Annotated in this window: 22 protein-coding genes; 17 read left to right on the top strand and 5 right to left on the bottom strand. The window is 62.9% G+C overall.

All coding sequences use genetic code 11. The annotated features are described in order from the left end of the window. Positions 1–34 precede the first annotated feature (34 nt). From H7A12_03590 to H7A12_03545, 10 genes are all read left to right on the top strand, one after another. Positions 35–490, top strand: coding sequence for an acetyltransferase (locus tag H7A12_03590; GenBank protein ID MCP5319902.1), 456 nt, complete (start codon positions 35–37; stop codon positions 488–490). A 38-nt stretch (positions 491–528) separates the two neighbouring features. Next, positions 529–1,887, top strand: coding sequence for an amidohydrolase family protein (locus tag H7A12_03585; protein ID MCP5319901.1), 1,359 nt, complete (start codon positions 529–531; stop codon positions 1,885–1,887). Positions 1,888–1,889: 2 nt separating this feature from the next. Next, complete coding sequence (locus H7A12_03580) at positions 1,890–2,780, top strand: glycosyltransferase (GenBank protein MCP5319900.1); 891 nt, start codon at positions 1,890–1,892, stop codon at positions 2,778–2,780. A 7-nt stretch (positions 2,781–2,787) separates the two neighbouring features. Next, entirely contained in the window at positions 2,788–3,186 is a 399-nt protein-coding gene (locus tag H7A12_03575; GenBank protein ID MCP5319899.1) for an FdtA/QdtA family cupin domain-containing protein, read from the top strand. After that, positions 3,183–3,650 carry an N-acetyltransferase gene (locus H7A12_03570; protein ID MCP5319898.1) on the top strand — a complete coding sequence of 156 codons (468 nt, stop codon included), beginning with the start codon at positions 3,183–3,185 and terminating at the stop codon, positions 3,648–3,650. The genes H7A12_03575 and H7A12_03570 overlap by 4 nt, the downstream gene beginning before the upstream one ends. Beyond that, on the top strand, positions 3,647–4,750 hold the full coding sequence (locus tag H7A12_03565) for a DegT/DnrJ/EryC1/StrS family aminotransferase (protein ID MCP5319897.1): 1,104 nt from the start codon (positions 3,647–3,649) through the stop codon (positions 4,748–4,750). The genes H7A12_03570 and H7A12_03565 overlap by 4 nt, the downstream gene beginning before the upstream one ends. A gap of 39 nt (positions 4,751–4,789) precedes the next feature. After that, entirely contained in the window at positions 4,790–5,743 is a 954-nt protein-coding gene (locus tag H7A12_03560; GenBank protein ID MCP5319896.1) for a DMT family transporter, read from the top strand. A 46-nt stretch (positions 5,744–5,789) separates the two neighbouring features. Further along, positions 5,790–6,885 (top strand): peptide chain release factor 2 gene (prfB, locus tag H7A12_03555; GenBank protein MCP5319895.1). Its coding sequence is split into 2 segments (ribosomal slippage): positions 5,790–5,861 and positions 5,863–6,885, totalling 1,095 coding nucleotides; the frame shifts between segments, so codons are not numbered across the junction. Positions 6,886–6,904: 19 nt separating this feature from the next. Then, the gene (gene lysS, locus H7A12_03550) at positions 6,905–8,398 is read left to right on the top strand and encodes a lysine--tRNA ligase (GenBank protein MCP5319894.1); all 1,494 of its coding nucleotides are present in this window, start codon (positions 6,905–6,907) and stop codon (positions 8,396–8,398) included. Positions 8,399–8,401: 3 nt separating this feature from the next. Beyond that, the gene (locus tag H7A12_03545) at positions 8,402–9,022 is read left to right on the top strand and encodes a hypothetical protein (GenBank protein ID MCP5319893.1); all 621 of its coding nucleotides are present in this window, start codon (positions 8,402–8,404) and stop codon (positions 9,020–9,022) included. Here the strand turns inward: H7A12_03545 and H7A12_03540 are convergent. The 5 genes from H7A12_03540 to map form a co-directional block, all read right to left on the bottom strand. Beyond that, positions 9,003–11,345 carry a response regulator gene (locus H7A12_03540; protein MCP5319892.1) on the bottom strand — a complete coding sequence of 781 codons (2,343 nt, stop codon included), beginning with the start codon at positions 11,343–11,345 and terminating at the stop codon, positions 9,003–9,005. The genes H7A12_03545 and H7A12_03540 overlap by 20 nt on opposite strands. Continuing rightward, positions 11,342–11,725, bottom strand: coding sequence for a response regulator (locus H7A12_03535; protein MCP5319891.1), 384 nt, complete (start codon positions 11,723–11,725; stop codon positions 11,342–11,344). Before H7A12_03535 ends, H7A12_03540 begins: the two co-directional genes overlap by 4 nt. Further along, the gene (locus H7A12_03530) at positions 11,722–13,230 is read right to left on the bottom strand and encodes a response regulator (protein MCP5319890.1); all 1,509 of its coding nucleotides are present in this window, start codon (positions 13,228–13,230) and stop codon (positions 11,722–11,724) included. Before H7A12_03530 ends, H7A12_03535 begins: the two co-directional genes overlap by 4 nt. Positions 13,231–13,338: 108 nt before the next feature. Next, the gene (gene glnD / locus H7A12_03525) at positions 13,339–16,035 is read right to left on the bottom strand and encodes a [protein-PII] uridylyltransferase (protein ID MCP5319889.1); all 2,697 of its coding nucleotides are present in this window, start codon (positions 16,033–16,035) and stop codon (positions 13,339–13,341) included. Positions 16,036–16,039: 4 nt separating this feature from the next. After that, a complete protein-coding gene (map, locus tag H7A12_03520; GenBank protein MCP5319888.1) occupies positions 16,040–16,846 on the bottom strand; it encodes a type I methionyl aminopeptidase in 807 nt (268 codons plus the stop codon). A gap of 366 nt (positions 16,847–17,212) precedes the next feature. Between map and rpsB the strand changes: the two genes are divergently transcribed. The 7 genes from rpsB (at position 17,213) to H7A12_03485 (ending at position 23,129) form a co-directional block, all read left to right on the top strand. After that, complete coding sequence (rpsB, locus tag H7A12_03515; GenBank protein ID MCP5319887.1) at positions 17,213–17,956, top strand: 30S ribosomal protein S2; 744 nt, start codon at positions 17,213–17,215, stop codon at positions 17,954–17,956. Between the two features lie 97 nt (positions 17,957–18,053). After that, a complete protein-coding gene (locus H7A12_03510) occupies positions 18,054–18,917 on the top strand; it encodes an elongation factor Ts (GenBank protein MCP5319886.1) in 864 nt (287 codons plus the stop codon). Positions 18,918–19,025: 108 nt separating this feature from the next. Next, positions 19,026–19,748, top strand: a complete 723-nt coding sequence (gene pyrH / locus H7A12_03505; GenBank protein MCP5319885.1) for a UMP kinase — start codon at positions 19,026–19,028, stop codon at positions 19,746–19,748. A gap of 16 nt (positions 19,749–19,764) precedes the next feature. After that, on the top strand, positions 19,765–20,322 hold the full coding sequence (gene frr / locus H7A12_03500; protein MCP5319884.1) for a ribosome recycling factor: 558 nt from the start codon (positions 19,765–19,767) through the stop codon (positions 20,320–20,322). Positions 20,323–20,344: 22 nt separating this feature from the next. Then, on the top strand, positions 20,345–21,106 hold the full coding sequence (uppS, locus tag H7A12_03495; protein MCP5319883.1) for a di-trans,poly-cis-decaprenylcistransferase: 762 nt from the start codon (positions 20,345–20,347) through the stop codon (positions 21,104–21,106). Further along, complete coding sequence (locus H7A12_03490) at positions 21,100–21,936, top strand: phosphatidate cytidylyltransferase (GenBank protein MCP5319882.1); 837 nt, start codon at positions 21,100–21,102, stop codon at positions 21,934–21,936. The genes uppS and H7A12_03490 overlap by 7 nt, the downstream gene beginning before the upstream one ends. Further along, on the top strand, positions 21,933–23,129 hold the full coding sequence (locus H7A12_03485; GenBank protein MCP5319881.1) for a 1-deoxy-D-xylulose-5-phosphate reductoisomerase: 1,197 nt from the start codon (positions 21,933–21,935) through the stop codon (positions 23,127–23,129). Before H7A12_03490 ends, H7A12_03485 begins: the two co-directional genes overlap by 4 nt. Positions 23,130–23,133 lie beyond the last annotated feature (4 nt).

Raw genomic sequence — 23,133 nt, 5'->3', positions numbered from 1 at the left:
GGCGTTAGGCAGCACACCGGAGATCGTTGCACACATGAAAGTTCGCAAAGCCAGGGCGGAAGATCATCAGACCCTTCTCGACATATGGGAGCAAGCTGTCCGCGCGTCACATGATTTCCTGTCTGAGCAAGACATTCAGTCTCTTATACCAGTAGTCCGCGACCAGGCACTAGCGAGCCTTGAAGTATGGGTGTTGTGCGACGAGTCGTTGGCCCCCATTGGTTTCATGGGGTTGGACAACAACAGGCTTGAGGCATTGTTCATCGTGCCAACCAGCATTCGGCAAGGCGGGGGAAGACTCATGCTCGAACACGCGCGAAAGCTGAAGGGTTCGCTGTACGTGGACGTGAACGAGCAGAATCCCCGCGCTGTGGCATTTTATTTGGCCAATGGTTTTGTGGTATCGGGGCGCTCACCAATCGACGGGCAGGGGCAGCCCTTTCCACTTTTGCATTTGACAGAGGGTGGTCATGGTGCGCCGTACGGATAATGAGTGAATTTGGTGCATAAAACACAGGAGCAGGATTCATGAGAGTGGGAGCTGAAAGATTGCTGAAGATGCTTTGCGCTGCCGTCTGTCTTTCGGTCGGCATGGCGTGGGCGCAGGCGGCACCACCTGCTGCCGTTGTGTTCGAGAACGTTCGGATCTTTGACGGCACGAGCAGTGCGTTGTCGGAACCGTCGAACGTGCTTGTGCGCGGCAACAGGATCGAGAGCATTTCGAGGCAGCCGTTTGCGGCGAGCGATGCAGCCGGTGCGTTGCGCATTGCGGGTAATGGCCGCACGCTGATGCCCGGGCTGATCGACGCGCACTACCATCTGATGATGGCGGGTATGACGATGCCGGTGCTGATGAGTGCCGACGTCGGCTATCTCAATCTGCTCGTCGCGCGCACCGCGCGCGAGTTGCTGTTGCGCGGTTTCACCAGCATCCGTGACATGGCCGGGCCATCCTTCAGTATCAAGCGTGCGATCGATCAGGGCCTGGTCGATGGCCCGCGAATCTGGCCATCCGGTGCCATGATCTCGCAGACCGGTGGGCACGGTGATTTCCGTATGCCCTACGAGGTGCCCGCAGTCACTGGTGCTCCGCTGAGCCGCAGCGAGGTGCTCAACATGGGCGCGATCGCGGACAGCCCTGATGAAGTGCGCAAGAAGACCCGCGAGCAACTGATGCTCGGCGCCAGTCAGATCAAGCTCGCAGCAGGCGGTGGCGTGGCCTCGCTCTACGATCCGCTGGATGTCAGCCAGTTCAGCGAAGCGGAAATCCGTGCTGCCGTCGAAGCAGCGGAGAACTGGGGTACCTACGTCACCGTGCATGCCTACACACCACGTGCGATTCGCACCGCCATCGCTGCCGGTGTCAAGTCGATCGAGCATGGTCAGTTGATGGACGAACCGACGGCGCGGCTCATCGCTGAAAAGGGCGTATGGCTGAATCTGCAGGCGTTTCTCGACAACGAGTTTGCAAACCCGTTTCCTGAAGGTTCACCGCAGCGTGCCAAACAGTTGCAGATGTTCACGGGCACCGACAACGCGTTCAACCTGGCCAGGAAATACAGGGTCAAGCTGGCCTGGGGTACCGACATCCTGCTCGATCCGCGGCTGACAGACCGGCCGGGCGCGATCCTGGCGACGATGACGCGCTGGTTCACGCCGGCCGAAGCGCTGCGGATCGCCACCAGCAGCAACGCAGAGCTGCTGCAGTTGTCGGGTCCGCGCAGCCCGTACCCTGGCAAGCTTGGCGTGGTCGCCGAGGGCGCGCTCGCGGATCTGTTGCTGGTCGATGGCAATCCGCTCGAAGACATCGGGTTGATTGCCGATCCGGCAAAGAACTTCGTCGTCATCATGAAGGACGGCAAGATCTACAAGGATGCCACGCAGTAGCCATGGCAGCCGTGCAAATCGAGGCAGGTCTCGTATCCGTAGTCATCCCCTGCTACAACCACGCACCCTACGTCGAGGCGTGTCTGGCCAGCGTGCGCGAGCAGCAGTATCCCGCAATGGAGATGCTGGTGTTCGACGATGGTTCGCGTGACGGCAGCTCCGACATCATCGCGCCATTGGCGGCGCGATACGGCTTTTATTTCCGTGCACAGACAAATCAGGGCTTGTCGCGTACGTTGAACGATGCCTTGGCGATGGCGCGTGGTGAGTTCGTTGCGCCGTTCGCCTCGGATGATGTGATGTATCCCGATCGACTGCAGAAGCAGGTGCAGTTCCTGCAGTCGCATCCGGATGTAGGGATCGTCTCCGGGCAGGTGATGCGAATCGATGAGCACGGCAATGAATACCGCAAGCAGGACGAACGCCCCGCCAGGACCCGCTTCCTGACCTTCGATGACATCTTTCTGGGCAGGAGCGGGCGTCTGGCAGCAACCGGGATGCTGTATCGGCGCAAGGCCATCGATGAGGTGGGTGGCTTTCGTGACGATATCGCGGTTGAAGACCTGTACATGCAACTCAGGATCGCGCACGCGGGGTGGCGGCTTGCCGACACACCCGATGTGGTGGCTCGCTATCGCGTTCACAGCAACAACACGATGCGCAACACCGCCTTCCTGTATGAAAACATTGGCAAGATCTACGACGATTATCGCGAGCATCCGCATTATGCTCGCGTGCGCCGCAGGTACATGAACGGCATGCTGCTGCGGGCTGCCGGTGCCGACAAGCTGCTCGCTCGCAGGATCTGGCATGACATGCGCTGGTCCGACTGCAATGGCAGGACGTTGCGCGGCTTGTGGCGCCTGTATTTCGGGAAGATTCGTGGAAGGTGAATCTGCGATGTGGTACGAGTTGTTCGACCTGAAGAAAATCACGGATCCGCGCGGGGATCTGTATGTCGGTGAGCTGGGCAATGGTCTGCCGTTCGAAGTGAGACGTTTCTATATCCTGACGTCCTTCAGCAAGCAGGCGCGAGGGTTCCACGCGCACAAGACGCTGCATCAGATGGCGTATTGCCTGCAGGGTGAGTGTGAATTCCACCTGGATAACGGTGACAGGCGTGAGGTGATACCGCTGAAGGCTTACGAAAAGGGCTTGTACATCAAGCCGGGCACCTGGCGCGAGATGCACAACTTCAGCCGGGATTGCATCCTTCTGGTCCTCGCGAGCGAGGTCTACCACGAAGACGACTACATTCGTCGATACGATGAGTTCCTGCAGTGGGTACAGGCACCATGATGCACCCTTCCAGTGACATTCAAAGCACGCGGATCGGCGAGGGAACGCGTATCTGGCAATTCGTCGTAGTGCTGGGGGGGGCCGTGATCGGCAAGCACTGCAATATCTGCGCGAATTGCTTCATCGAAAACGATGTGGTGATCGGCGACCACGTCACGGTCAAGTCCGGTGTCTACCTGTGGGACGGTGTGCGCCTGGCGGATCACGTCTTCATAGGCCCTGGCGCAACGTTCACCAACGACAGGTTCCCGCGTTCGCAGCACTATCCCGATCGGTTCCCGTTGACGATCGTCGACGAGGGTGCTTCGATCGGTGGCAATGCGACGATCCTGCCCGGGATCAGCATCGGGCGCCACGCGATGGTCGGTGCCGGTGCCGTGGTCACCAGAAATGTTCCGCCGTTTGCCATCGTCGTCGGCAACCCCGCCCGCATTGTCGGCTATGCCGAGGACAGACCCGCATGATCAGGTTTCTGGACCTGCAGGCACTCAATGCACGCCATCGCGACGAGTTGATTGCGGCATTCACACGCGTGCTCGATTCCGGCTGGTATGTCCTTGGTGATGAGGTGACGCGCTTCGAGGGGGCGTTTGCCGATTATTGCGGCACGCGTTTCTGTATCGGTGTGGGCAACGGGCTGGACGCATTGACGCTTTCGTTGCGCGCCTGGAAGGAGCTCGGCCGCTTGCACGAGGGCGACGAAGTGATCGTGCCGGCCAATACCTATATCGCATCGATCCTGGCCATTACGGAGAACAGACTGCAGCCGGTGCTGGTCGAACCCGAGGAGCAATCGTTCAATCTCGATCCGGCGTTGATCGAAGCCGCGATCACGCCGCGGACCAGGGCAATCCTGGTCGTGCATCTGTACGGCAAGCTGGCTGCGATGGACGCCATTCGTGGTATCGCAGACAGGCACGGCCTGCTGCTGCTGGAAGACTGCGCGCAGGCGCACGGAGCCATTGCGAGTGAAAGGAAGGCAGGGAGTTGGGGTGACGCTGCCGGTTTCTCGTTTTTCCCTGGCAAGAACCTCGGAGCACTGGGTGATGCCGGGGCGGTGACGACCGACGACGCCGCACTGGCGCAGACGTTGCGTGCCTTGCGCAACTACGGTTCGCATGAAAAGTACATCAACGATATCCAGGGTGTTAACAGTCGGCTCGACGAAATGCAGGCGGCGCTGCTGGAAGTGAAGTTGCGCTGGCTCGATGAAGATATCCGTCTGCGCCGACAGATTGCCCAGCGCTATCTGGACGGGATCGACAACCGGCTGATCCGTCTGCCGCATACCCCGAATCGGGGCGAGCATGTCTGGCATCTGTTCGTGGTGCGCTGCGCACAGCGTGAAGCCTTCATGCAGCATTGTGAGCGGCAAGGCATCGGGACGCTGATCCACTATCCGGTTCCGCCGCATCGTCAAAATGCCTATCGCGGCTATTGGTCGCCATCATGGCCGGTGACCGAGGCGATGCATCGAGAGGTGGTGTCACTGCCGGTAGGCCCGACGCTGACGACTGCCGAAGTCGATGCCGTCACCGCGACTGTGAATGCGTTCCGGGGCTGAGACGCCTGTGCACGCCAGCGCGCCGATCGGACCTTTTTCATGAAACACACCGCCGGGCTCGGTTTTCTGTTTGCCCTGACGACTGCCGTGCTGTGGGGTGCCGTACCGCTTGCGATGACACCACTGGTTGCGCATATCGATGCAGTGACGATCAGTTGGTTTCGCTTCGCGGTCGCCGGTGTGGTTCTGGGTGCGTTCTTTGCTGCCAGTGGTCGACTGTACCGGTTGCGCTTCGACTGGCGCACGGTGGCATGGCCGTTCGGCATTGCCGTGTTGGGCCTGGTCGGAAATTCGCTTTTCTACGTCCAGAGCCTGCATTACATCACGGCTCCGGTGGCACAGGTCGTGGTGCAGGTGGCGCCGGTCCTGCTGATGCTCGGCAGCCTGTGGCTGTTCGGCGAGCGTTTCGGTGCCTTGCAGTGGGGCGGGTTCGCGCTGTTGCTCGCTGGGATCACGATCTTCTGCTTCGACCGTCTGCGCATTGCCGGTACCGGTGCAGAGGTGTTCGGGGTAGGCGTCGTACTGATGGTGGTTGCGGCGCTTGCGTGGGCGGCCTATGGGCTGGCGCAGAAGCGGTTGCTGCAGTATCTGGCTCCACAGGCCGTGCTGATGGGAATCTACCTCGCCGGTGCCTTGCTGCTGCTGCCGGCCAGCAGTCCCGGAGTCGTGGCGACACTCGGGCGTGGGGAACTCGCACTGCTGGGTTTCCTGGCGCTGAATACGCTGGTCGGTTATGGCTCTTTCGCCGAGGCGCTGAAATGCTGGGATGCATCGCGGGTCGGGGCGGTGCTGGCATTGCAGCCGGTAGTGACGCTGGCCGGTGCCGTTGCCGGTACGCAACTGCTGCCTGCGTGGTTCGCATCGAGTTCTCTCACCACGACTGCCGTTGTTTCGTGTCTGGCGGTGGTTGCCGGTTCGGCGATCTGCGCGCTTGGCGGCAACGCGCACGCTTCGGTGCGAAGACGGCTGGAGCCGGCTGCAGGCGGCGGTTAAACTACGCCGCCTTTTTTGATACCCCGCAACATCCGGAGCCGTCGGCATGGAAATCAATGCGCTGCAAAACCACTTGAAGGATCTCGGCGTGCGCGCGCGGAGCCTCAGGGGGTATCTTTGACTACGCACAGCGCAAGGATCGGCTGCAGGAAGTAGAGCTCGAACTGAGCGAACCCAGCGTCTGGGACGAACCCGAGCGTGCCCAGGAACTCGGTCGTGAGCGTGCTTCGCTGGTCGCCGTGGTCGAGACGCTGGAGGCCATCGATGCCGGTCTGAACGATGCGGCTGAACTGCTCGAGCTCACGGTTGCCGAAAACGATGAGCAGACCTTTGCGGCCCTCGAGAGCGATGCGCAGTCGTTGACACGACGCATCGAAGAGCTGGAGTTCCGCCGCATGTTCAGCGGCGAACACGACGCCGCCAACGCATACGTTGACATCCAGGCGGGTTCGGGCGGTACGGAAGCGCAGGATTGGGCAGAAATGCTGTTGCGGATGTATCTGCGCTGGGGTGAGGACAAGGGTTTTGCCACGGAGCTGATGGAATGCAGCGCTGGTGAAGTGGCCGGCATCAAGAGCGCGACGATTCACTTCCAGGGTGAATACGCTTTCGGTTGGCTGCGTACCGAGACGGGGGTGCATCGCCTGGTGCGCAAATCTCCTTTCGATTCGGGCAACCGCCGCCACACATCGTTCGCTTCGGTTTTCGTATCGCCGGAGATCGACGACTCGATCGTGATCGAAATCAATCCGGCAGACCTGCGTGTCGATACCTATCGCGCGAGTGGCGCCGGCGGCCAGCACGTGAACCGTACCGATTCGGCAGTGCGCATCACGCACGAACCCAGCGGCATTGTCGTGCAGTGCCAGTCGCAGCGCTCGCAGCATGCGAACCGCGACTTCGCCATGAAACAGTTGCGTGCGAAGCTGTATGAAATGGAGCTGCAGAAACGCAGCGCGGCGTTGCAGGCGCTGGAAGACAGCAAATCCGATATCGGCTGGGGAAGCCAGATCCGTTCCTATGTGCTCGACCAGTCGCGGATCAAGGATCTGCGCACCGGCGTCGAGACCAGCAACACGCAGGGCGTGCTCGACGGCGACCTGGATCGTTTCATCGAGGCCTCGCTGAAGGCTGGCCTGTGATTCGCACGGAGTACACACGATGATCACCACCGATGCCGCACAGCCCAGGGACGAGAATCGTCTGATTGCGGAGCGGCGCGCCAAGCTCGATACGATCCGTGGCAGGCGCAACGCATTTCCGAACGACTTCCGGCGCGAGCATTTCGCGGATGCGCTGCAGCGCGAGCATGCCGGGCACGATCGCGAGGAGCTTGAACGTGTGCGGCGTCAGGTCGCCGTGGCCGGTCGCATCATGCGTATCCGTGGCACGTTCCTGGTCATTGCCGACGCCAGCGGACAGATCCAGCTCTACGTGAACCGCGACACGCTGCCGACCGATACTCTGGCCGAGGTAAAGACGTGGGACATCGGCGATATCGTTGGCGCGACTGGCGTGCTGGCGCGTTCCGGCAAGGGTGATCTCTACGTGAACATGGACAGCGCACGGCTGCTGACCAAGTCGTTGCGGCCACTGCCCGACAAGTATCACGGGCTGGCGGATCGTGAGCAGCGCTACCGCCAGCGCTACGTCGACCTGATCATGAGCGAGGACACGCGGCGCGTGTTCCGGACACGCTCGCGCGTGGTGGATGCGCTGCGCGACTACCTCACCGACCGTGATTTCCTCGAGGTCGAAACACCGGCGATGCAGCTCATTCCGGGTGGCGCAGCAGCACGTCCGTTCGTGACGTTCCACCACGCGCTCGATCTCGAGATGTTCCTGCGCATCGCACCCGAGCTGTACCTGAAGCGGCTCGTCGTCGGCGGCTTCGAGCGCGTGTTCGAGATCGCGCGCAACTTTCGCAACGAGGGGCTGTCGACGCGGCACAATCCCGAGTTCACGATGCTGGAGCTGTACTGGGCCTACGTGGATTACCGCGATGCGATGGGCCTGACCGAAGGCATGTTGCGGGAGGCTGCGGTGCGTGCCACTGGCGGCACGCTGGTCGACTACCAGGGTGAGCAGTACGATTTCGGCCAGCCTTTCGAACGGATCACGGTTTTCGACGCCATCCTGCGCTTCAATCCGAAGCTGAGCGGAGACGATATCGCCTCGCGTGAACGCGCGCGTCACGTAGCCGAGCATTTGGGCATCGAGGTGAGTGCCTCATGGGGGCTCGGCAAGATCCAGATCGAGGTCTTCGAGAAAACGGTCGAATCACGGCTGCGTCAGCCGACTTTCGTCACCGCGTATCCCACCGAGGTGTCGCCGCTCGCACGCTGCAACGATGAAGATCCTTTCATCACCGACCGCTTCGAACTGTTCATCGGCGGGCGTGAAATCGCCAATGGTTTCTCGGAGCTGAATGACCCGGAGGACCAGGCGGCACGCTTCCGTGCGCAGGTCGCAATGAAGGAGGGGGGCGACAACGAGGCAATGCACTACGATGCCGACTACATCACGGCACTCGAGTACGGAATGCCGCCCACGGCTGGCGTGGGCATCGGGATCGATCGACTGGTGATGCTGCTTACCGATTCGCCGTCGATTCGTGACGTGTTGCTGTTTCCGCATCTGCGGCCGCAGGGCTGAGCCATGATGGTTCGCAGCGCGACGGTGGCAGCGTATCGGGCGCGTGTGCTGTCACTGCTGGTTGCACTGAATGTCCTCGGCGGCTGCGCGAGCGCGCCGGTGGGGCCGGCGGCATCCACGGAAGCGGCATCATCCGACGCGACGCCTGTGGCACCGGGGGCAACGGCTGCGAAGACGGCCACGCGAGCGGAACCGGAATCGGAGCCACAAGCGGAACCTCGACCGGAGCTGCCAGCCGCGGGACTGCGCGCGGCGCAGGAGGCGTTCGACCGTGGCGACCACGTTGCGGCGATGCATGAGTGGGAAAGTGTGGCAGTGAATGCAGCGTCGGCGCGCGATCGGGCGCACGCGCTGCTCGGGATGCTGACGTTGCGTGTATTGCCGTCTTCCACGCTTGTCGATCCGCGTGCCGCCGAGGCTTTGATGGCCGGGTTCGAGCAGCACGTGCGGGAGAATTCGCTGCGCGATGAGTTCGGTCTCGACGTGGCATTGCTGCGCGCACTGCTGGTGCATGGACGCGAACTTGCGACGTTGCGCAACTCAAACCGGGCTCTGCGTGCCGACCTGGCAGCGCGCGATGCGCTGATCCGCAAACTGCGTGCGCTCAGCGTGGGAGGGAACTGAGCAGCGGTGCGTCGGCGGCGAGGTGGCCGGTCTGCTCCAGCAGTGCCTCCAGCGCTGCGGAATCGTGAACGACCAGACGATCGAGCGCGGATGCGAGCCGCTCGCGCGCATCGGTTTCTCCGTCGGCACCTGCGAGCACGAACACAGGAATCTCGCGCAGGACCGGGTTGTACGCGATTTCCTCGCTGAGTGCGACGACGTCGTCGCCGGGCAGGCCGAGTGACAGCAGGATCAGGTCGGGTGGTGACTGGCGTGCAATGGCGAGCGCCTCTCCCGCCTGCTCGGTGCTGCTCACGTACCAGCCCTGGTCGACCAGTCCTTCGACCAGTGCATTGCGCGCCGGCGATGTACTCTCGATCAGCAGTACGTGCCCGCTGCGGTCTCGCGGTGCAAGCCGCTCCAGTGTTGCCGCGAGACGGCGCTTGTCGACCGGCTTGTCGAGGAACGCGGCGGCACCACGTTCGCGTGCCTGATCGCGTGCGTCGAGCATCGACTGCAGGACGACCGGAATGTTGCGTGTTTCCTCGTTGTCCTTCAGTACCGAAAGCACCTCCCAGCCATCCATGCCGGGCATGACGAGATCAAGCACGATCAGATCGGGGATGTGCTCGCGGGCGAGCCGCAGGCCCTCGTCGCCGCCCGCTGCCTCCAGTACACGGTAGCCTTCGGCGCGCAACACGCGTGCACTGAGTTCGCGTGCGTCGTCGTCGTCGTCGACGACCAGCACCGTCTGCGCGCCGGTGTCGTGCGTCGTGCTTGCCGGGCGAGTGCTCTCTGCCGTCGTGATCGGCACCTGTGGGGGAGCGGTTGCGTCGACGGGCAGTTCGACCGTGAACACGCTGCCGTGTCCCGGGCTGCTCGTCGCATCGATGGTGCCACCGAGCAGTGTCGAAAATTCGCGGCACAGCGCGAGTCCGAGGCCGGTTCCGCCATACTTCTTGGTGGTCGATGAATCCGCCTGCACAAAGGCGTCAAATACCGTATCAAGTTGTTCACGCGTCATGCCGATGCCGGTGTCACGCACCTGCATCCGCAGCCACTCGTTGCCGGAACGCTCGAATCCGCTGACCTCGACCGTGACGGTGCCGTCTTCGGTGAACTTGCAGGCATTGCTGAGCAGGTTGGCGAAGATCTGGCGAAAGCGTGTCTGGTCGCTGACGATGTGCAGGCTTGCAGCTTCCGGTGGCGCGATGAGGATGCTGTTGCGGTTGTGTGTCGCCAGCGTCTGCATCGTGGCTGCCAGTTCGAGCAGCACTTCGACGACGTCGAAGGACTCGCGATACAGCGTCATCTTGCCGGTTTCGATCTTGGCCAGGTCGAGCACGTTGTTGATCAGAGACAGGAGGTGTCGCCCCGCGGTCAGGATGCGCTGCATGTCTCCGGTGAGTTCGGCGGCAGCCAGGTCCTCTTCTTCGGTGGCCATCTCGACCATCATTTCGCTGTAGCCGATGATCGCGTTGAGCGGGGTTCGCAGTTCGTGACTCATGTTGGCCAGAAAGCTGCTCTTGGCCGCATTCGCGCGGTCGGCCTGCTCCTTTGCCTCCTGCACCTCCTGTACCGCACGGCGCAGCTTCTCCGACATTTCATTGAATGCCTGTGCAAGTTGGCCGAACTCGTCGTTTGCCGGCACGGTGATGCGGTAGGCGAGGTCGCCACCGCCAATGCGTATGATCCCCTTGCGCAGGCGCCACAGGGATTCGTTGGTGTGGCGGATCAGCCGGAAGCCCAGAAAGCTGGTGAAGAATATCGAAACAAGGAACACCATGATCGTGATGCGGCCGATGATCTTGCCGGTCTTCTCGACCTGCTGGCTCTCGTTGCGCGAGACGCCGATCATCGTCGCTTCGAAGGCAGCCAGTGCCTGTTCGGTGCGTGCGTAGGTTGCCTTCAGTTCATCGATCGAAATACTGCGACGCAGTGGCCTGCGCAGGTCGAGCAACAGGTGTTCCCAGTCGCTGAACAGCAGGCCCGTTTCACGTACCAGCACGCCGTGCATGGGCAGCGAGTCTTCGTTGGTGGCGCGCTCCATGTACTGTACGAGAGCGCGCAGCTCGGCGATTTCGCGCCGGGTGCGGTCGGCCTCGGTGGCCGAGATACCCTGTCCGGCAGATTCACGCAGCGTGACCAGCACCAGCAACTGCTTGTGCAGGTTGTCCAGCGACTGGTGCAGCGTACTCGCGTAGAGCTGGCCTCGCACTGCATCGGTGACTTCGTCGAGTGACTCGCGAATCGTGTTGTTGCCGATCGCGAACGACACGACGTTGATCGCGAACAGCACCAGCACGCCGAAGATCGCGATCGTCAGCCGTTGCAGCAGCGTCATGACGGTGGCTCGACGCGTGCGCTGACAAGTGCCGCAATCTTGCCCAGCAGGCGCGCGAAGTCGAGCGGTTTGGTCTCGTAGTCATCGCATCCTGCCGCCAGCGCACGCGCGCGATCATCGGACATGGCATGCGCGGTCAACGCAATGATGCGCAGTTGCTTGCCACGTGCATCGGCGCGGATCTCGCGCGCTGCCGTCCAGCCGTCCTTGAGCGGCAGGTTCATGTCGAGCAGGACCACGTCCGGCTGTGCGTCGAGCGCAAGCGCGACGGCCTGCTCGCCATCGGTCGCAGCCAGAACCTCGAACCCCTTGCGGGCAAGGCGGCGCGACAGCATATCGCGGTTCATTTCATTGTCCTCGACCAGCAGGATACGCGTCATGCAGGTATTCCTCCCCTGGCCTGTTCCTGTCCGGTATCCGTGCTGGCCAGGCCGGTAATCGCGTGGATGGTGACCTCGGCTGCCATGCCCTTGGGGCGCGTGCGAACGCAGCGGCCGGTATGCAGGCCCGGGCCGACTTCGTCGACGGTGTTCTGTGAACCAAGTATTTCGCCGGCAGTGGTGAGTGACTCGATGCGCGCAGTGAGGTTTACCGTGTGGCCGACCACCCCGTACTTGCTGCGCCGTTCCGAACCGATGTTGCCGGCCACCACGAGTCCGGTGTTCAGTCCGATTCCGATCGCAATCGGGGGCAGTCCGAGCGAGCGGTTGCGCGCGTTGATGCCGTGCACCGCCTGTTGCATCGCCAGGGCGCAGCGTACGGCCCGTCGTGCGTCGTCTTCGTACGCGATTGGTGCGCCGAAGATTGCGAGGATGCCGTCGCCGATGAATTCGTCGACGGTACCGCGGTGTTCCATGATCACGGATGACATTGCACCGAGATAGTTGTTCAGCAGTTTCACGACCTGCTGCGGCGTGTGACTTTCACAGATGTGCGTGAAGTTGCGGATGTCCGCCATCAGGATCGTGACCTTGCAGGTCACGCCACCGAGGTCGAGACCCTGCGGGGTCTCGAGCAGCGCATCGACGATTTCGTCGGACAGATAACGTCCGAAGGTGTTGCGGATGAAGCGCTGGTTGCGCTCGAGTTCACGCCGGTACGCTTCTTCCCGGTCGTGCCAGCGCTTGCGCTCGAGCCCGGCGTTCAGGCGTGCCTGCAGCAGGGTGGGGTTGAAGGGTTTCGACAGATAGTCGTCCGCGCCGGCTTCGATGCAGCGGATCACGCCTTCGTCATCGGCGATACCGGAGACGATGATGACCGGCACCGCACGCAGCCGTTCGTCGGATTTGATCCGCGTCAACAACTCCAGTCCGCTCATCTCGGGCATCACGAGATCGAGAAAGATCAGGTCGACGGTTCTCCCGCCGAGAACTGCCATCGCTTCGGCGCCCGACGCGGCGGTGAGCACCGCGTGACCCTGACGGCGCAGGTAGCGGCCGAGCAGTTCCCGGCTGAGTTCGTTGTCGTCGATCACCAGCAGGGTGCCGCGTTCTCCCGGCGGCAATGTCGTGCTGCGGGTCAACGCGGTGTTCGCTTCCGGTGTCATTGCGGTCAGCAGTTCACCGACGTGTGCACGCAGTGCATCCAGGTCGTCGAGCAGGCGCCGGTCGATCTCTTCGCGGTCTTCCAGCAGCAGCTCCAGATAGCCACTCATCGCCCCGATGTGGTTGCGCAGCTCGTGCAGCAGCTCATTGCGTCCGCCGGTCCACTCATCGGTGAGGCAATCTGCGGCACGTGCCGCAGCGAGCGCGCATTTTTCCAGGTCTGGCAACAGCGTGAGCGCGTGCAGCTGGCCCGCACGGGCGATCACCTCCGACAGCAGCCGCTCGGTGCTGGCAAGGGAATCCCGCAGGATGATGGACTCTGGCGTGTGTGCAGCGGACACCCGGTAGGCCCGTACATGTTCCTGCCGTCATTTATACCCGCAATGTCCTCGGGCTGTGAACCCCGGACGCATGCCGGAGAGAGCAGAAGGCCTTGCGGGAGGCGGAAATCACGGTCTCGCAGGTGGCGGCATCGGAGCAGCCTCGTTGCGATCGAGTGCAGCACGGATCGCTTGCTGCAGGTCGCTGGCCAGTACCGGATCCTCGATCGGATGGTGTGTGGCATCGGTGATGAAGAAAACGTCCTCGACGCGAGCGCCGAGCGTGGTGATGCGTGCGTTGCGCACCTTGATGCCGAAGACGAAGAACACTCTTCCGATGCGCGCGAGCAGGCCGGCACGATCAGGAGTCATCACCTCGAGGATCGAGTGGCTGCCGGAAGGGTCGGTCGTGAGGCGTGTTTCGGTCGGCACCGTGAAGTATTTCAGTGCGCGCGGTGTGTGGCGTTGCACGACGTCGAGATAGTGTTCCGTGCCGGTCAGCTGATCGGTCAACGCTCTGCGGATCTGCGCCGCACGCGATCCGCCGGGAGGCACCGGTCTGCCATCCTGCTCGAGTACGAAGAAGGTATCGAGCGTGTGGTGATCGGCCGAGGAATACAGACGCGCGCCGTGCACATTCAGTCCGAGCTGTTCCATGGTTGCGGTTATCACCGCGAACAGATGATCGCGATCACGCGTATAGATGAAGATCTGGGTCACCGGATCGAAGCGGCTGCCGGCGGCCTTGGTCAGCACTACCGGGGTGTCGCTGTCGGTGCGTGCGAGGATTGCCTCGGTGTGCCAGGCGATGTCGGCGGCGTCCTCACGCAGAAAATAATCCTGCCCCATGTGCGCCCACAGCGCCTCGACACGCTGTGAATCGGCGCCGCGGTTGTGAAGCAGGTTGAGTGCTGCTGCACGTGTTTCCGCGATGCGTTCACCGCGATCCATCGGATTCTCGAGCCCGCGTCGCAACGCGCGCTTGGTTTGTACGTACAGGGAATGCAGCAGGCTGGCACGCCAGCTGTTCCACAGTGTGGGATTCGTTGCCGTGATGTCCGCCACGGTGAGCGTGTACAGGTGATCGAGGTGTGCCTGGTCCGAAACCAGGCGGGCGAAGGTTTCGATGACTTCCGGGTCCGAGATGTCCTTGCGCTGCGCGGTGGTCGACATCTGCAGGTGGTTGCGCACCAGCCAGACGACGAGTCCGGTTTCGCGTGGACTGAGTTCCAGGCGGTTGCAGAATGCGGCTGCATCGATTGCGCCGAGTTCGCTGTGGTCACCGCCGCGCCCCTTAGCGATGTCGTGGAACAATCCAGCCAGGTACAACAGTTCCGGGCGCGGCAGGCGCTTGATCGCGTGCGCTGCGATCGGGAATTCCTCGCGTGCCTGCGGCTGCAGGAATATGCGCATGTTGCGCACCACACGGATCGTGTGTGAATCGACCGAATACACGTGGAACAGATCGTGCTGGGTCTGGCCGATGATACCGCCGAATTCGGGGATGAAACGCCCCAGCACACCGTAGCGTTTCATGCGGTCAAGCTGTGTGGCGACGTGCCACGGCGAGGCGAGCAACTGCAGGAACAAGCGGTTTGCGTGTGCATCACGACGCAGTTCGTCGTCGATCAGATGGCCCGACTTGTTCACCAGACGGATCGTGGTTGCACGTACGCCGACGATGAATTCGTGCTGCGCCATCAACGTGAACATCTCGATCAGCGCCCAGCGACTCTTGCGGAACACGTTGTCGTGGGCCACCTCGAGACAGCCGTTGCAGACGCGAAACCGCTGGTTGAGTTCGTACGGGTCAACCGGTTCGCAGGCGCGCAGGATCGCTTCATCGAACAGTTGGGTCAGCATTTCGTTGAGGACGCCGAGGCGCAGTACCCAGCGAAAACAGTCTTTCATGAAGTGCTCGACACCAAGCCCGCGTTCGTCGTCGGCGTAGCCGAACATGCGCGCCAGACCGAGCTGGTAGTCGAACAGCAGGCGGTCCTCGGCGCGTTTGGCGAGCATGTGCAGGCCGTAGCGGATTCGCCACAGAAAATCCTGCCCTCGCATCAGCGTGCGGTACTCGGCTTCGCTGAGGAAACCGCGAGCGACGAGCTCGAGCGTGCTGGTGGCGTGGAAGTGGCGCTTGGCGACCCAGCCGACGGTCTGCACGTCGCGCAAACCGCCCGGACAGCCCTTGATGTTCGGTTCCAGGTTGTATTCGGTGTCGTTGAACTTGTGGTGACGGGCCTTCTGTTCGTCCCATTTGGCGCGGAAGAAGTCGGCACTTGGCCAGATCTGGCCGGGACCGGTGAGCATCGCGAGCCGCTCGCGCAGTGCGTCGTCACCGCAGAGCGTGCGTGCCTCCATCAGCGCAGTCACGATCGTGATGTCGGCTGCAGCTGCCTCACGGCATTCGGCGAGCGTGCGCACGCTGTGGCCGATCGTCAGACGCGTGTCCCAGAGGCAGGTGATGAACGCTTCGAGCGCATCCGCATGCAGACCGCGGACCGACTCGTCGGTCAGCAGTACCAGCAGGTCGATGTCGGAATGTGGATGCAGTTCCCCGCGACCGTAGCCACCGACCGCGAGCAGCGCGATGCACGGCTCCGCGGCGAGCCCGTAGTGGGTCCAGAGACAGTCGAGTACCACATCGAGACGCAGCGCACGCTCGGTGACCAGCGTGTGGATGTCTTCTCCGGCGAGGAAGCGCCGATCCAGGTCCGCTCCGATCAGTGCGAGCTGGTCGCGTACGGCCGCAAGCAATGCAGTGCCATCGGCAAGACGTGCGGCAATCTGCTCTCCGTCTTGCGGTGGCGCCTGTTCTGACATCGGTTCAGTCCGCCTCGCGCCATGGTTCCCCGCGGCGCGCGGTAAGCACCTCGCAGCCGTTGATGGTCACCAGCAGCGTGTGCTCCCACTGCGCCGAGAGCCGGCCGTCACGGGTTTCCACGGTCCAGCCATCGCGCTGTGACAGTTTCGTGTGGCGCTTGCCGGCGTTGATCATCGGTTCGATCGTGAACGTCATGCCTTCCAGCAGTTGCATGCCGGTGCCGGGTCGCCCGTAATGCAGCACCTGCGGCTCTTCGTGGAACTGGCTGCCGATGCCGTGACCACAGTACTCGCGCACCACAGAGTAGTAGCTGGCCTCCGCGTGCTGCTGGATCACGTGGCCGATGTCGCCGAGATGTGCACCCGGGCGCACCACGTCGATCGCGCGGTACAGGCATTCCTGCGTGATTCGTACCAACCGTTCGGCATGGACTTCGTGGCGCCCCACGAGGAACATCACGCTGGTGTCACCGTAATAACCGTCTTTCATTACGGTGATGTCGATGTTGACGATGTCGCCGTGCTTGAGGATGCGCTTGTCGCTGGGAATGCCGTGGCATACGACCTGATTGACCGAAGTGCAGATCGACTTCGGGAAGCCGTGGTAGTTGAGAGGCGCCGGGACCGCCTGTTGCACGTTCACGATGAAATCGTGGCAGATACGGTCGAGTTCCCCGGTGCTGATGCCGGGCTGTACGTGCGGCGTGATCATTTCGATCACGTCTGCCGCAAGGCGTCCGGCGACGCGCATGCGTTCGATTTCGGCCGGATTCTTGATGAACCCCGGCGGCGGATTCGGCTGGCTCTTCATGATGGTTTCGGCTTCCGGAGCGCGTGGCACGGCAACTCACCGTCTGGCTATGGCTGCCATTGTAAACCAGGGCTCACGCACGGCATCGGCCCAATACCGGCAATAGTCGGAGCCGGACCAGCCGCGACTTCTGTTCGCGGTGGTGCTGTGGTATAAAGCCGCCCGCCCCGCGCTGGACCTGGTCCACGCATGGGGCGGGATGCTGCCGCGGCAGGTCCGACCATCCGGTCGGGCGCCGTACGAGTGGATCCGAACGACACACACGCATCGGCACATGCTCCGGGGTGCCCGACGCGGCGGGAATCGCTGCACAGGTCGGATCATGGGGTGCGTGGAGGCTCAACCCTGACAATGCAAGGTGCAATCATGACTCACGTTTCCATGAAGGAAATGCTGCAGGCCGGTGTTCACTTCGGACACCAGACCCGCTACTGGAATCCGAAGATGAAGCAATACATCTTCGGTGCCCGCAACAAGGTTCACATCATCAACCTCGAGCATACTGCCGTCGCGTTCAACGAATCGCTTGGCTTCGTGCGCCAGCTCGCCGGAAACAAGAACCGGCTGCTGTTCGTCGGCACCAAGCGCTCGGCGAGCAAGATCATCGAGGAAGAGGCGCAGCGCGCCGGCATGCCCTACGTCAGTCATCGCTGGCTCGGCGGCATGCTGACCAATTACAAGACGATTCGCGCTTCGATCAAGCGTCTGCGTGAACTCGAACAGCAGAGCCAGGACGGTACGTTCGCACGGCTGACGAAGAAGGAAGCGCTGATGCGCTCGCGCCAGATGGCCAAGCTCGAGCAGAGCATCGGTGGCATCAAGGACATGGGCGGACTGCCGGATGCGATGTTCGTCATCGACGTGGACCACGAACATATTGCGATCAGCGAAGCGCGCAAGCTCGGCATTCCGGTGATCGGCATCTGTGACACGAACAGCGATCCGGAAGGAATCGACTATCTGATTCCGGGCAACGACGACTCGATCCGTGCGATCAGGCTTTATGTATCGGCGATTGCCGATGCCTGCGTTGCCGGTCGCCAGGACGGCGGCGGTATCGGGTCGCGCGACGAGTTCGTCGAGGTTGGCGCCGAGACCCGGGACGCCTGATCCGGGTGCGCTGCCGGCTGGCCGGCAGCGAATCACTGGCGGCGGCTTCCATGCCGCCGCTTCTGCTTGCACAAACCGTTTGTTGGAGAGCACGGCAATGGCTGATATCACGGCGTCGATGGTCAAGGAACTGCGTGAGCGGACCGGCCTCGGCATGATGGAGTGCAAGAAGGCGCTGGTCGAAGCGGATGGCGACATCGAACGGGCGGTCGAGGAACTGCGCAAGTCGAGCGGCATGAAGGCGGCGAAGAAGGCCGGTCGTACCGCAGCCGACGGCGTGGTCTGTGCGCGCATCGCCGGGTCGGACTACGGCATGCTGCTCGAGGTGAACAGTGAGACCGACTTCGTTGCCCGTGACGACAACTTTCTCGGTTTTGTCGCCAAGGTCGCCGACACCGCGCTCGCTCAGCGCAGCACCGACGTCGGCACGCTGATGACCGGTGCGCTGGAGGCGGAGCGTGAAGCGCTGGTGCAGAAGATCGGTGAAAACATCACGGTTCGTCGTCTGCACGCGCTGGCGGCGCCGGGTGGCGTGGTCGGCAGCTATGTGCACAGCAACGGCAAGATCGGTGTGCTGGTCGCCCTGAAGGGCGGTTCGGCAGAAACCGCGCGCGACGTCGCCATGCACGTCGCGGCGATCAATCCGCAGTACGCGACACCGGCCGAGGTGCCGGCGGCGGTGATCGAGAAGGAGCGCGAGATCCTGGTCGCGCAAGCGGCTGACAGCGGCAAGCCGGCTGATATCGTTGCGAAGATGATCGAAGGCCGGGTGCGCAAGTTCCTCGCTGAAATCAGCCTGTCGGAGCAGCCCTTCGTGAAGGATCCGGAAATCACCGTCGGCAAGCTGCTGAAGCAGGCCGGTGCGGAACTGGGCGGATTCGTGCGCTTCGAGGTTGGCGAGGGTATCGAGAAGGAAGAAAAGGATTTCGCTGCCGAGGTGGCTGCCCAGTTGAAGGGTTGAGCGAATGGCCGCGCATGGGTGCTCTCCGTGCGCGGGAATCCTGCGCAGACGTGGCGTGCGGTTGCCTGTAGACTGACGCGCGTTTGCTGGCAAGTCAGGCGTCGCGCGATGCACAAGCCGAAGGACAAGAAGTACAAACGCATCCTGCTCAAGCTGAGCGGGGAGGCGTTGATGGGTAACGAGAGCCTGGGCATCGACCCGCGCATCCTCGACCGCATGGCACTCGAGATCGGCCAGTTGGTCGGTATCGGGGTCCAGGTCGGACTGGTCATCGGAGGCGGCAACCTGTTCCGCGGAGCCTCGCTGCACGCGGCGGGAATGGATCGGGTTACCGGTGACCACATGGGGATGCTGGCCACCGTGATGAACGCGCTGGCGATGCGTGACGCACTCGAGCGTTCGAATATTTCCTCGGCAATCATGTCAGCGATCCCGATGAGCGGGATCGTCGATCATTACGATCGTCGCAAGGCCATACGCCAGCTCGCGCAAGGCGATGTGGTGATCTTCGCTGCAGGCACCGGCAATCCGTTCTTTACCACGGATTCCTCGGCCTGCCTGCGCGGGATCGAGGTGAATGCCGAGCTGGTGCTGAAGGCGACCAAGGTCGATGGTGTCTATACCAGCGATCCGATGACCGACCCGGCTGCGGTTCGCTTCGACCGGCTGAGCTACGACGAGGTGCTCGATCGCAAGCTCGGCGTGATGGACCTGACCGCGATCTGCCTGTGCCGGGATCACCAGATGCCGGTGCGCGTGTTCGCGATGGACAAGCCGAACGCGCTATTGAGCATCGTGATGGGCGGAAATGAAGGCACCCTGATCGAATAGGAGTGGAGGAGTCAGCGTGATCAACGATCTCAGAAAGGATGCCGAAACACGCATGCGCAAGAGCGTCGAGCTGCTCGGCGCTGCGTTCAACAAGATCCGGACCGGCCGCGCGCATCCGAGCTTGCTCGACACCGTACGGGTGTCCTATTACGGTAACGAGGTACCGCTCAACCAGGTTGCCAACATCACCGTCGAGGATGCGCGCATGCTGGTGGTGACCCCGTGGGAAAAGAGCATGGTCCCGGATGTCGAGAAGGCGATCATGAAATCCGACCTCGGCCTCAATCCATCCACGGCGGGACAGGTGATCCGGTTGCCGATGCCGGCACTGACCGAGGAAACCCGCAAGGGTTACATCAAGCAGGCGCGCCAGGAGGCCGAACTGGCACGGGTTGCCGTGCGCAACGTGCGCAAGGACGTCAACTCGGATCTCAAGGATCTGCTGAAGGAAAAGGCGATTTCCGAAGACGAGGAGCGGCGTGCGCTCGACGAGGTGCAGAAGCTCACCGATCGTTTCGTCACCGAGATCGACCAGCACCTCGCGGCCAAGGAAAAGGACCTGATGGAAATCTGAGTGGGTGGCGCACGACACTCGCATGCAATCCGTGACGAAGTCCCCGGCTGAAGCCGCGCAGCGCGTACCGCAACACGTCGCCGTCATCATGGATGGCAACGGTCGCTGGGCGCGTGCTCGCGGCTTGCCTGCGCTGGCAGGTCATCGTGCGGGAGTCGAGGTGATACGCAAGCTGCTGCGGGCGTGCCGGGAGCATGGGATCAGCGTGCTCACGCTGTTCGCATTCAGCAGCGAGAACTGGCAGCGTCCGCCTGACGAGGTGCGCGGACTGATGGCGCTGTTCGCGCGCTATCTGCGACGCGAGGTGCGTGAACTCGATGCAAGCGGCATCCGGATACGTATCATCGGTGATCGCGAGCGCTTCGGTCCGCGGATCGGGCGCCTGATGGCCGAGGCGGAACAGCAGACGGTCGCCAATACGGCGTCCACTCTGGTCATCGCGGCGGATTACGGCGGACAGTGGGACATCGTGCAGGCTGCCCGCACCCTGGCGCGTGAGGCGGCCGTCGGGCGCCTGGACCCGGAGCGCATCGATGCCGCGGACGTGCAGGCTCGGCTGTGCCTGGGTGAGCTGCCGCCGCCCGACCTGTTGATCCGGACCGGTGGTGATCACCGCATCAGCAATTTCCTGCTCTGGCAGCTTGCCTATACGGAACTCTATTTCACGGAATGCTACTGGCCGGATTTCGACGTGAGCGAGTTCAGGCAGGCGCTGGGTGACTACGCGGCGCGCGAGCGGCGCTTCGGTGCCCGGCCGCAGGCGCCGCAGGTGGTGGCATGTTGAAACAGCGCATCGTGACGGGTCTGGTATTCGCCTCACTGGTGCTGGCCGTGGTGCTGTTCACCTCACCGCTGATCACGGCAACGCTGTTTGGCCTGCTGGTCCTGGGAGGGGCGTGGGAGTGGTCGGCGCTGGCCGGGTTCAGGTCCCTGGCAGCGCGCGCGGTGTGCGTCGTGCTGGTCGCAGCGACGATGGGGATCGGCGTGCGAGCACTGGGATCGGTTGCGGCTGCGGATGGCCGTGCACTGGTCGCAGTGATCGGGCCGGTGCTCGGCTTCTGGGCGCTTGCAGCGCTTGCAGTAAAAGCCTATCCGGCCGGTTCGGATGTCTGGGGTTCGCGCTGGTCGCTGCTGCTGGTCGGACTCGTCGTGCTGGTTCCACCCTGGCTCGCGCTGGTATTCCTGCGAGCGTTGCCGCAGGGCGAATACCTGTTGATCTACGTGATCGCGCTGATTGCATTCGCCGATATGGGTGCGTTCTTCGCGGGGCGCCGGATCGGAGGTCCGAAGTTGATGCCGCGCGTCAGCCCCGGCAAGACGTGGGCGGGGTTCGCTGGCGGGTTGTGCGCCAGCCTGCTGTTCGCGCTTGCGGTCGGGATCGGGCTTGGTTTGGCCGCAGCGCAGCTTGCTCTGTGGTGCGTACTGGCGGTGCTCACCGCGGTTGCAGCGGTGTTCGGCGACCTGCTCGAGAGCATGGTCAAGCGCCACGGCGGGCAGAAGGACAGCGGTTCGCTGCTGCCGGGACACGGCGGCTTGCTCGATCGGCTGGACAGCCTGAGTGCCGGATTGCCGGTGTTTGCGTTCGTGCTTGCGCGGACCGGGTTGGTGCCGTGAACGGAGACTGCCTGCGGGTTACGGTGCTGGGCTCCACCGGGTCGATCGGTGACAGCACGCTGGACGTGATCGCGCGCAATCCCGGGCGTTACCGCGTGTTCGCGCTCGGCTGCGGCCGTCGCTGGCAGGAATTGCTGGCGCAGTGCCGCGTGCACCTGCCACGTTACGCGGTGGTCGCGGATCCGGGAGCTGCGGCCAGGTTGCGTGCAGCGGTGCGCGCCGAAAACCTTGCTGTCGATGTGCTCGACGGCACCGCTGGTCTGGAGGCGGTTGCCGCACACCCGGATGTCGATGTCGTGATGGCGGCGATCGTCGGCGCAGCCGGTCTGATGCCGACGATCGCCGCCGCACGTGCAGGCAAGCGTGTGCTGCTGGCGAACAAGGAGGCGCTGGTGATGGCCGGGCGCTTCTTCATGGATGCGGTGGCTGCTGGTGGCGCCACGCTGTTGCCGATCGACAGCGAACACAATGCCATCTTCCAGTGCCTTCCTGGCGGCTATCGTGCTGGCGAGCGATCACCGCTGGTGCAACGCCTGCTGCTGACTGCCTCGGGGGGACCGTTTCGTTCGCTGGCTCCGGCTGCACTCGCGGGCGTGACTCCCGAGCAGGCGGTCGCGCATCCGAACTGGGTGATGGGACGCAAGATCTCGGTCGATTCGGCGACCATGATGAACAAGGGCCTGGAACTGATCGAGGCCTGCTGGCTGTTCGGGATGCCGGCCGAGCGGATCGAGGTGCTCATACACCCGCAGAGCGTGGTGCACTCGCTGGTCGAATTCGTCGACGGATCGGTGCTGGCCCAACTCGGCAATCCCGATATGCGCGTTCCGATCGCCTGTGGTCTGGCATGGCCCGAGCGGATTCCGTCGGGTGCGGCATCGCTCGACCTCGCGCGAGCCGCGGCACTGGCGTTCGAGCCTCCCGATTTCGAACGTTTCCCGTGCCTCGGGCTGGCGTTACAGGCAGCGCGTACCGGTGGCTCGGCTCCGGTGGTGCTGAACGCTGCAAACGAAATCGCCGTGCAGGAGTTTCTGGATGGGCGACTCGGTTTCACGCGTATCGCCGCCGTGATCGGTGGTGTGCTCGATCGGCTTGGCAGTGTCGAACCGGCATCGCTCGACGAGGTCAAAGCGATCGACGCAGAGGCACGGGCGTTCGCGTCGTGCCTGATCGGCGTCGAGAGGGGGGGCTGAAGAA

Source organism: Pseudomonadales bacterium (assembly GCA_024234165.1).
Classification (GTDB): Bacteria; Pseudomonadota; Gammaproteobacteria; order Pseudomonadales; family UBA5518; genus UBA5518.
Note: the sequence above shows the minus strand (reverse complement) of the source record. Positions and strands in the feature narration are given on the sequence as shown.

Excerpts from the sequence above, each read along its gene's own strand:
- H7A12_03590 (MCP5319902.1), top strand. The coding sequence starts at position 35 with ATGAAAGTTCGCAAAGCCAGGGCGGAAGATCATCAGACCCTTCTCGAC.
- H7A12_03585 (MCP5319901.1), top strand. The coding sequence starts at position 529 with ATGAGAGTGGGAGCTGAAAGATTGCTGAAGATGCTTTGCGCTGCCGTC.
- H7A12_03580 (MCP5319900.1), top strand. The coding sequence starts at position 1,890 with ATGGCAGCCGTGCAAATCGAGGCAGGTCTCGTATCCGTAGTCATCCCC.
- H7A12_03575 (MCP5319899.1), top strand. The coding sequence starts at position 2,788 with ATGTGGTACGAGTTGTTCGACCTGAAGAAAATCACGGATCCGCGCGGG.
- H7A12_03570 (MCP5319898.1), top strand. The coding sequence starts at position 3,183 with ATGATGCACCCTTCCAGTGACATTCAAAGCACGCGGATCGGCGAGGGA.
- H7A12_03565 (MCP5319897.1), top strand. The coding sequence starts at position 3,647 with ATGATCAGGTTTCTGGACCTGCAGGCACTCAATGCACGCCATCGCGAC.
- H7A12_03560 (MCP5319896.1), top strand. The coding sequence starts at position 4,790 with ATGAAACACACCGCCGGGCTCGGTTTTCTGTTTGCCCTGACGACTGCC.
- lysS (MCP5319894.1), top strand. The coding sequence starts at position 6,905 with ATGATCACCACCGATGCCGCACAGCCCAGGGACGAGAATCGTCTGATT.
- H7A12_03545 (MCP5319893.1), top strand. The coding sequence starts at position 8,402 with ATGATGGTTCGCAGCGCGACGGTGGCAGCGTATCGGGCGCGTGTGCTG.
- H7A12_03540 (MCP5319892.1), bottom strand. The coding sequence starts at position 11,345 with ATGACGCTGCTGCAACGGCTGACGATCGCGATCTTCGGCGTGCTGGTG.
- H7A12_03535 (MCP5319891.1), bottom strand. The coding sequence starts at position 11,725 with ATGACGCGTATCCTGCTGGTCGAGGACAATGAAATGAACCGCGATATG.
- glnD (MCP5319889.1), bottom strand. The coding sequence starts at position 16,035 with ATGTCAGAACAGGCGCCACCGCAAGACGGAGAGCAGATTGCCGCACGT.
- map (MCP5319888.1), bottom strand. The coding sequence starts at position 16,846 with ATGAAGAGCCAGCCGAATCCGCCGCCGGGGTTCATCAAGAATCCGGCC.
- rpsB (MCP5319887.1), top strand. The coding sequence starts at position 17,213 with ATGACTCACGTTTCCATGAAGGAAATGCTGCAGGCCGGTGTTCACTTC.
- H7A12_03510 (MCP5319886.1), top strand. The coding sequence starts at position 18,054 with ATGGCTGATATCACGGCGTCGATGGTCAAGGAACTGCGTGAGCGGACC.
- pyrH (MCP5319885.1), top strand. The coding sequence starts at position 19,026 with ATGCACAAGCCGAAGGACAAGAAGTACAAACGCATCCTGCTCAAGCTG.
- uppS (MCP5319883.1), top strand. The coding sequence starts at position 20,345 with ATGCAATCCGTGACGAAGTCCCCGGCTGAAGCCGCGCAGCGCGTACCG.
- H7A12_03490 (MCP5319882.1), top strand. The coding sequence starts at position 21,100 with ATGTTGAAACAGCGCATCGTGACGGGTCTGGTATTCGCCTCACTGGTG.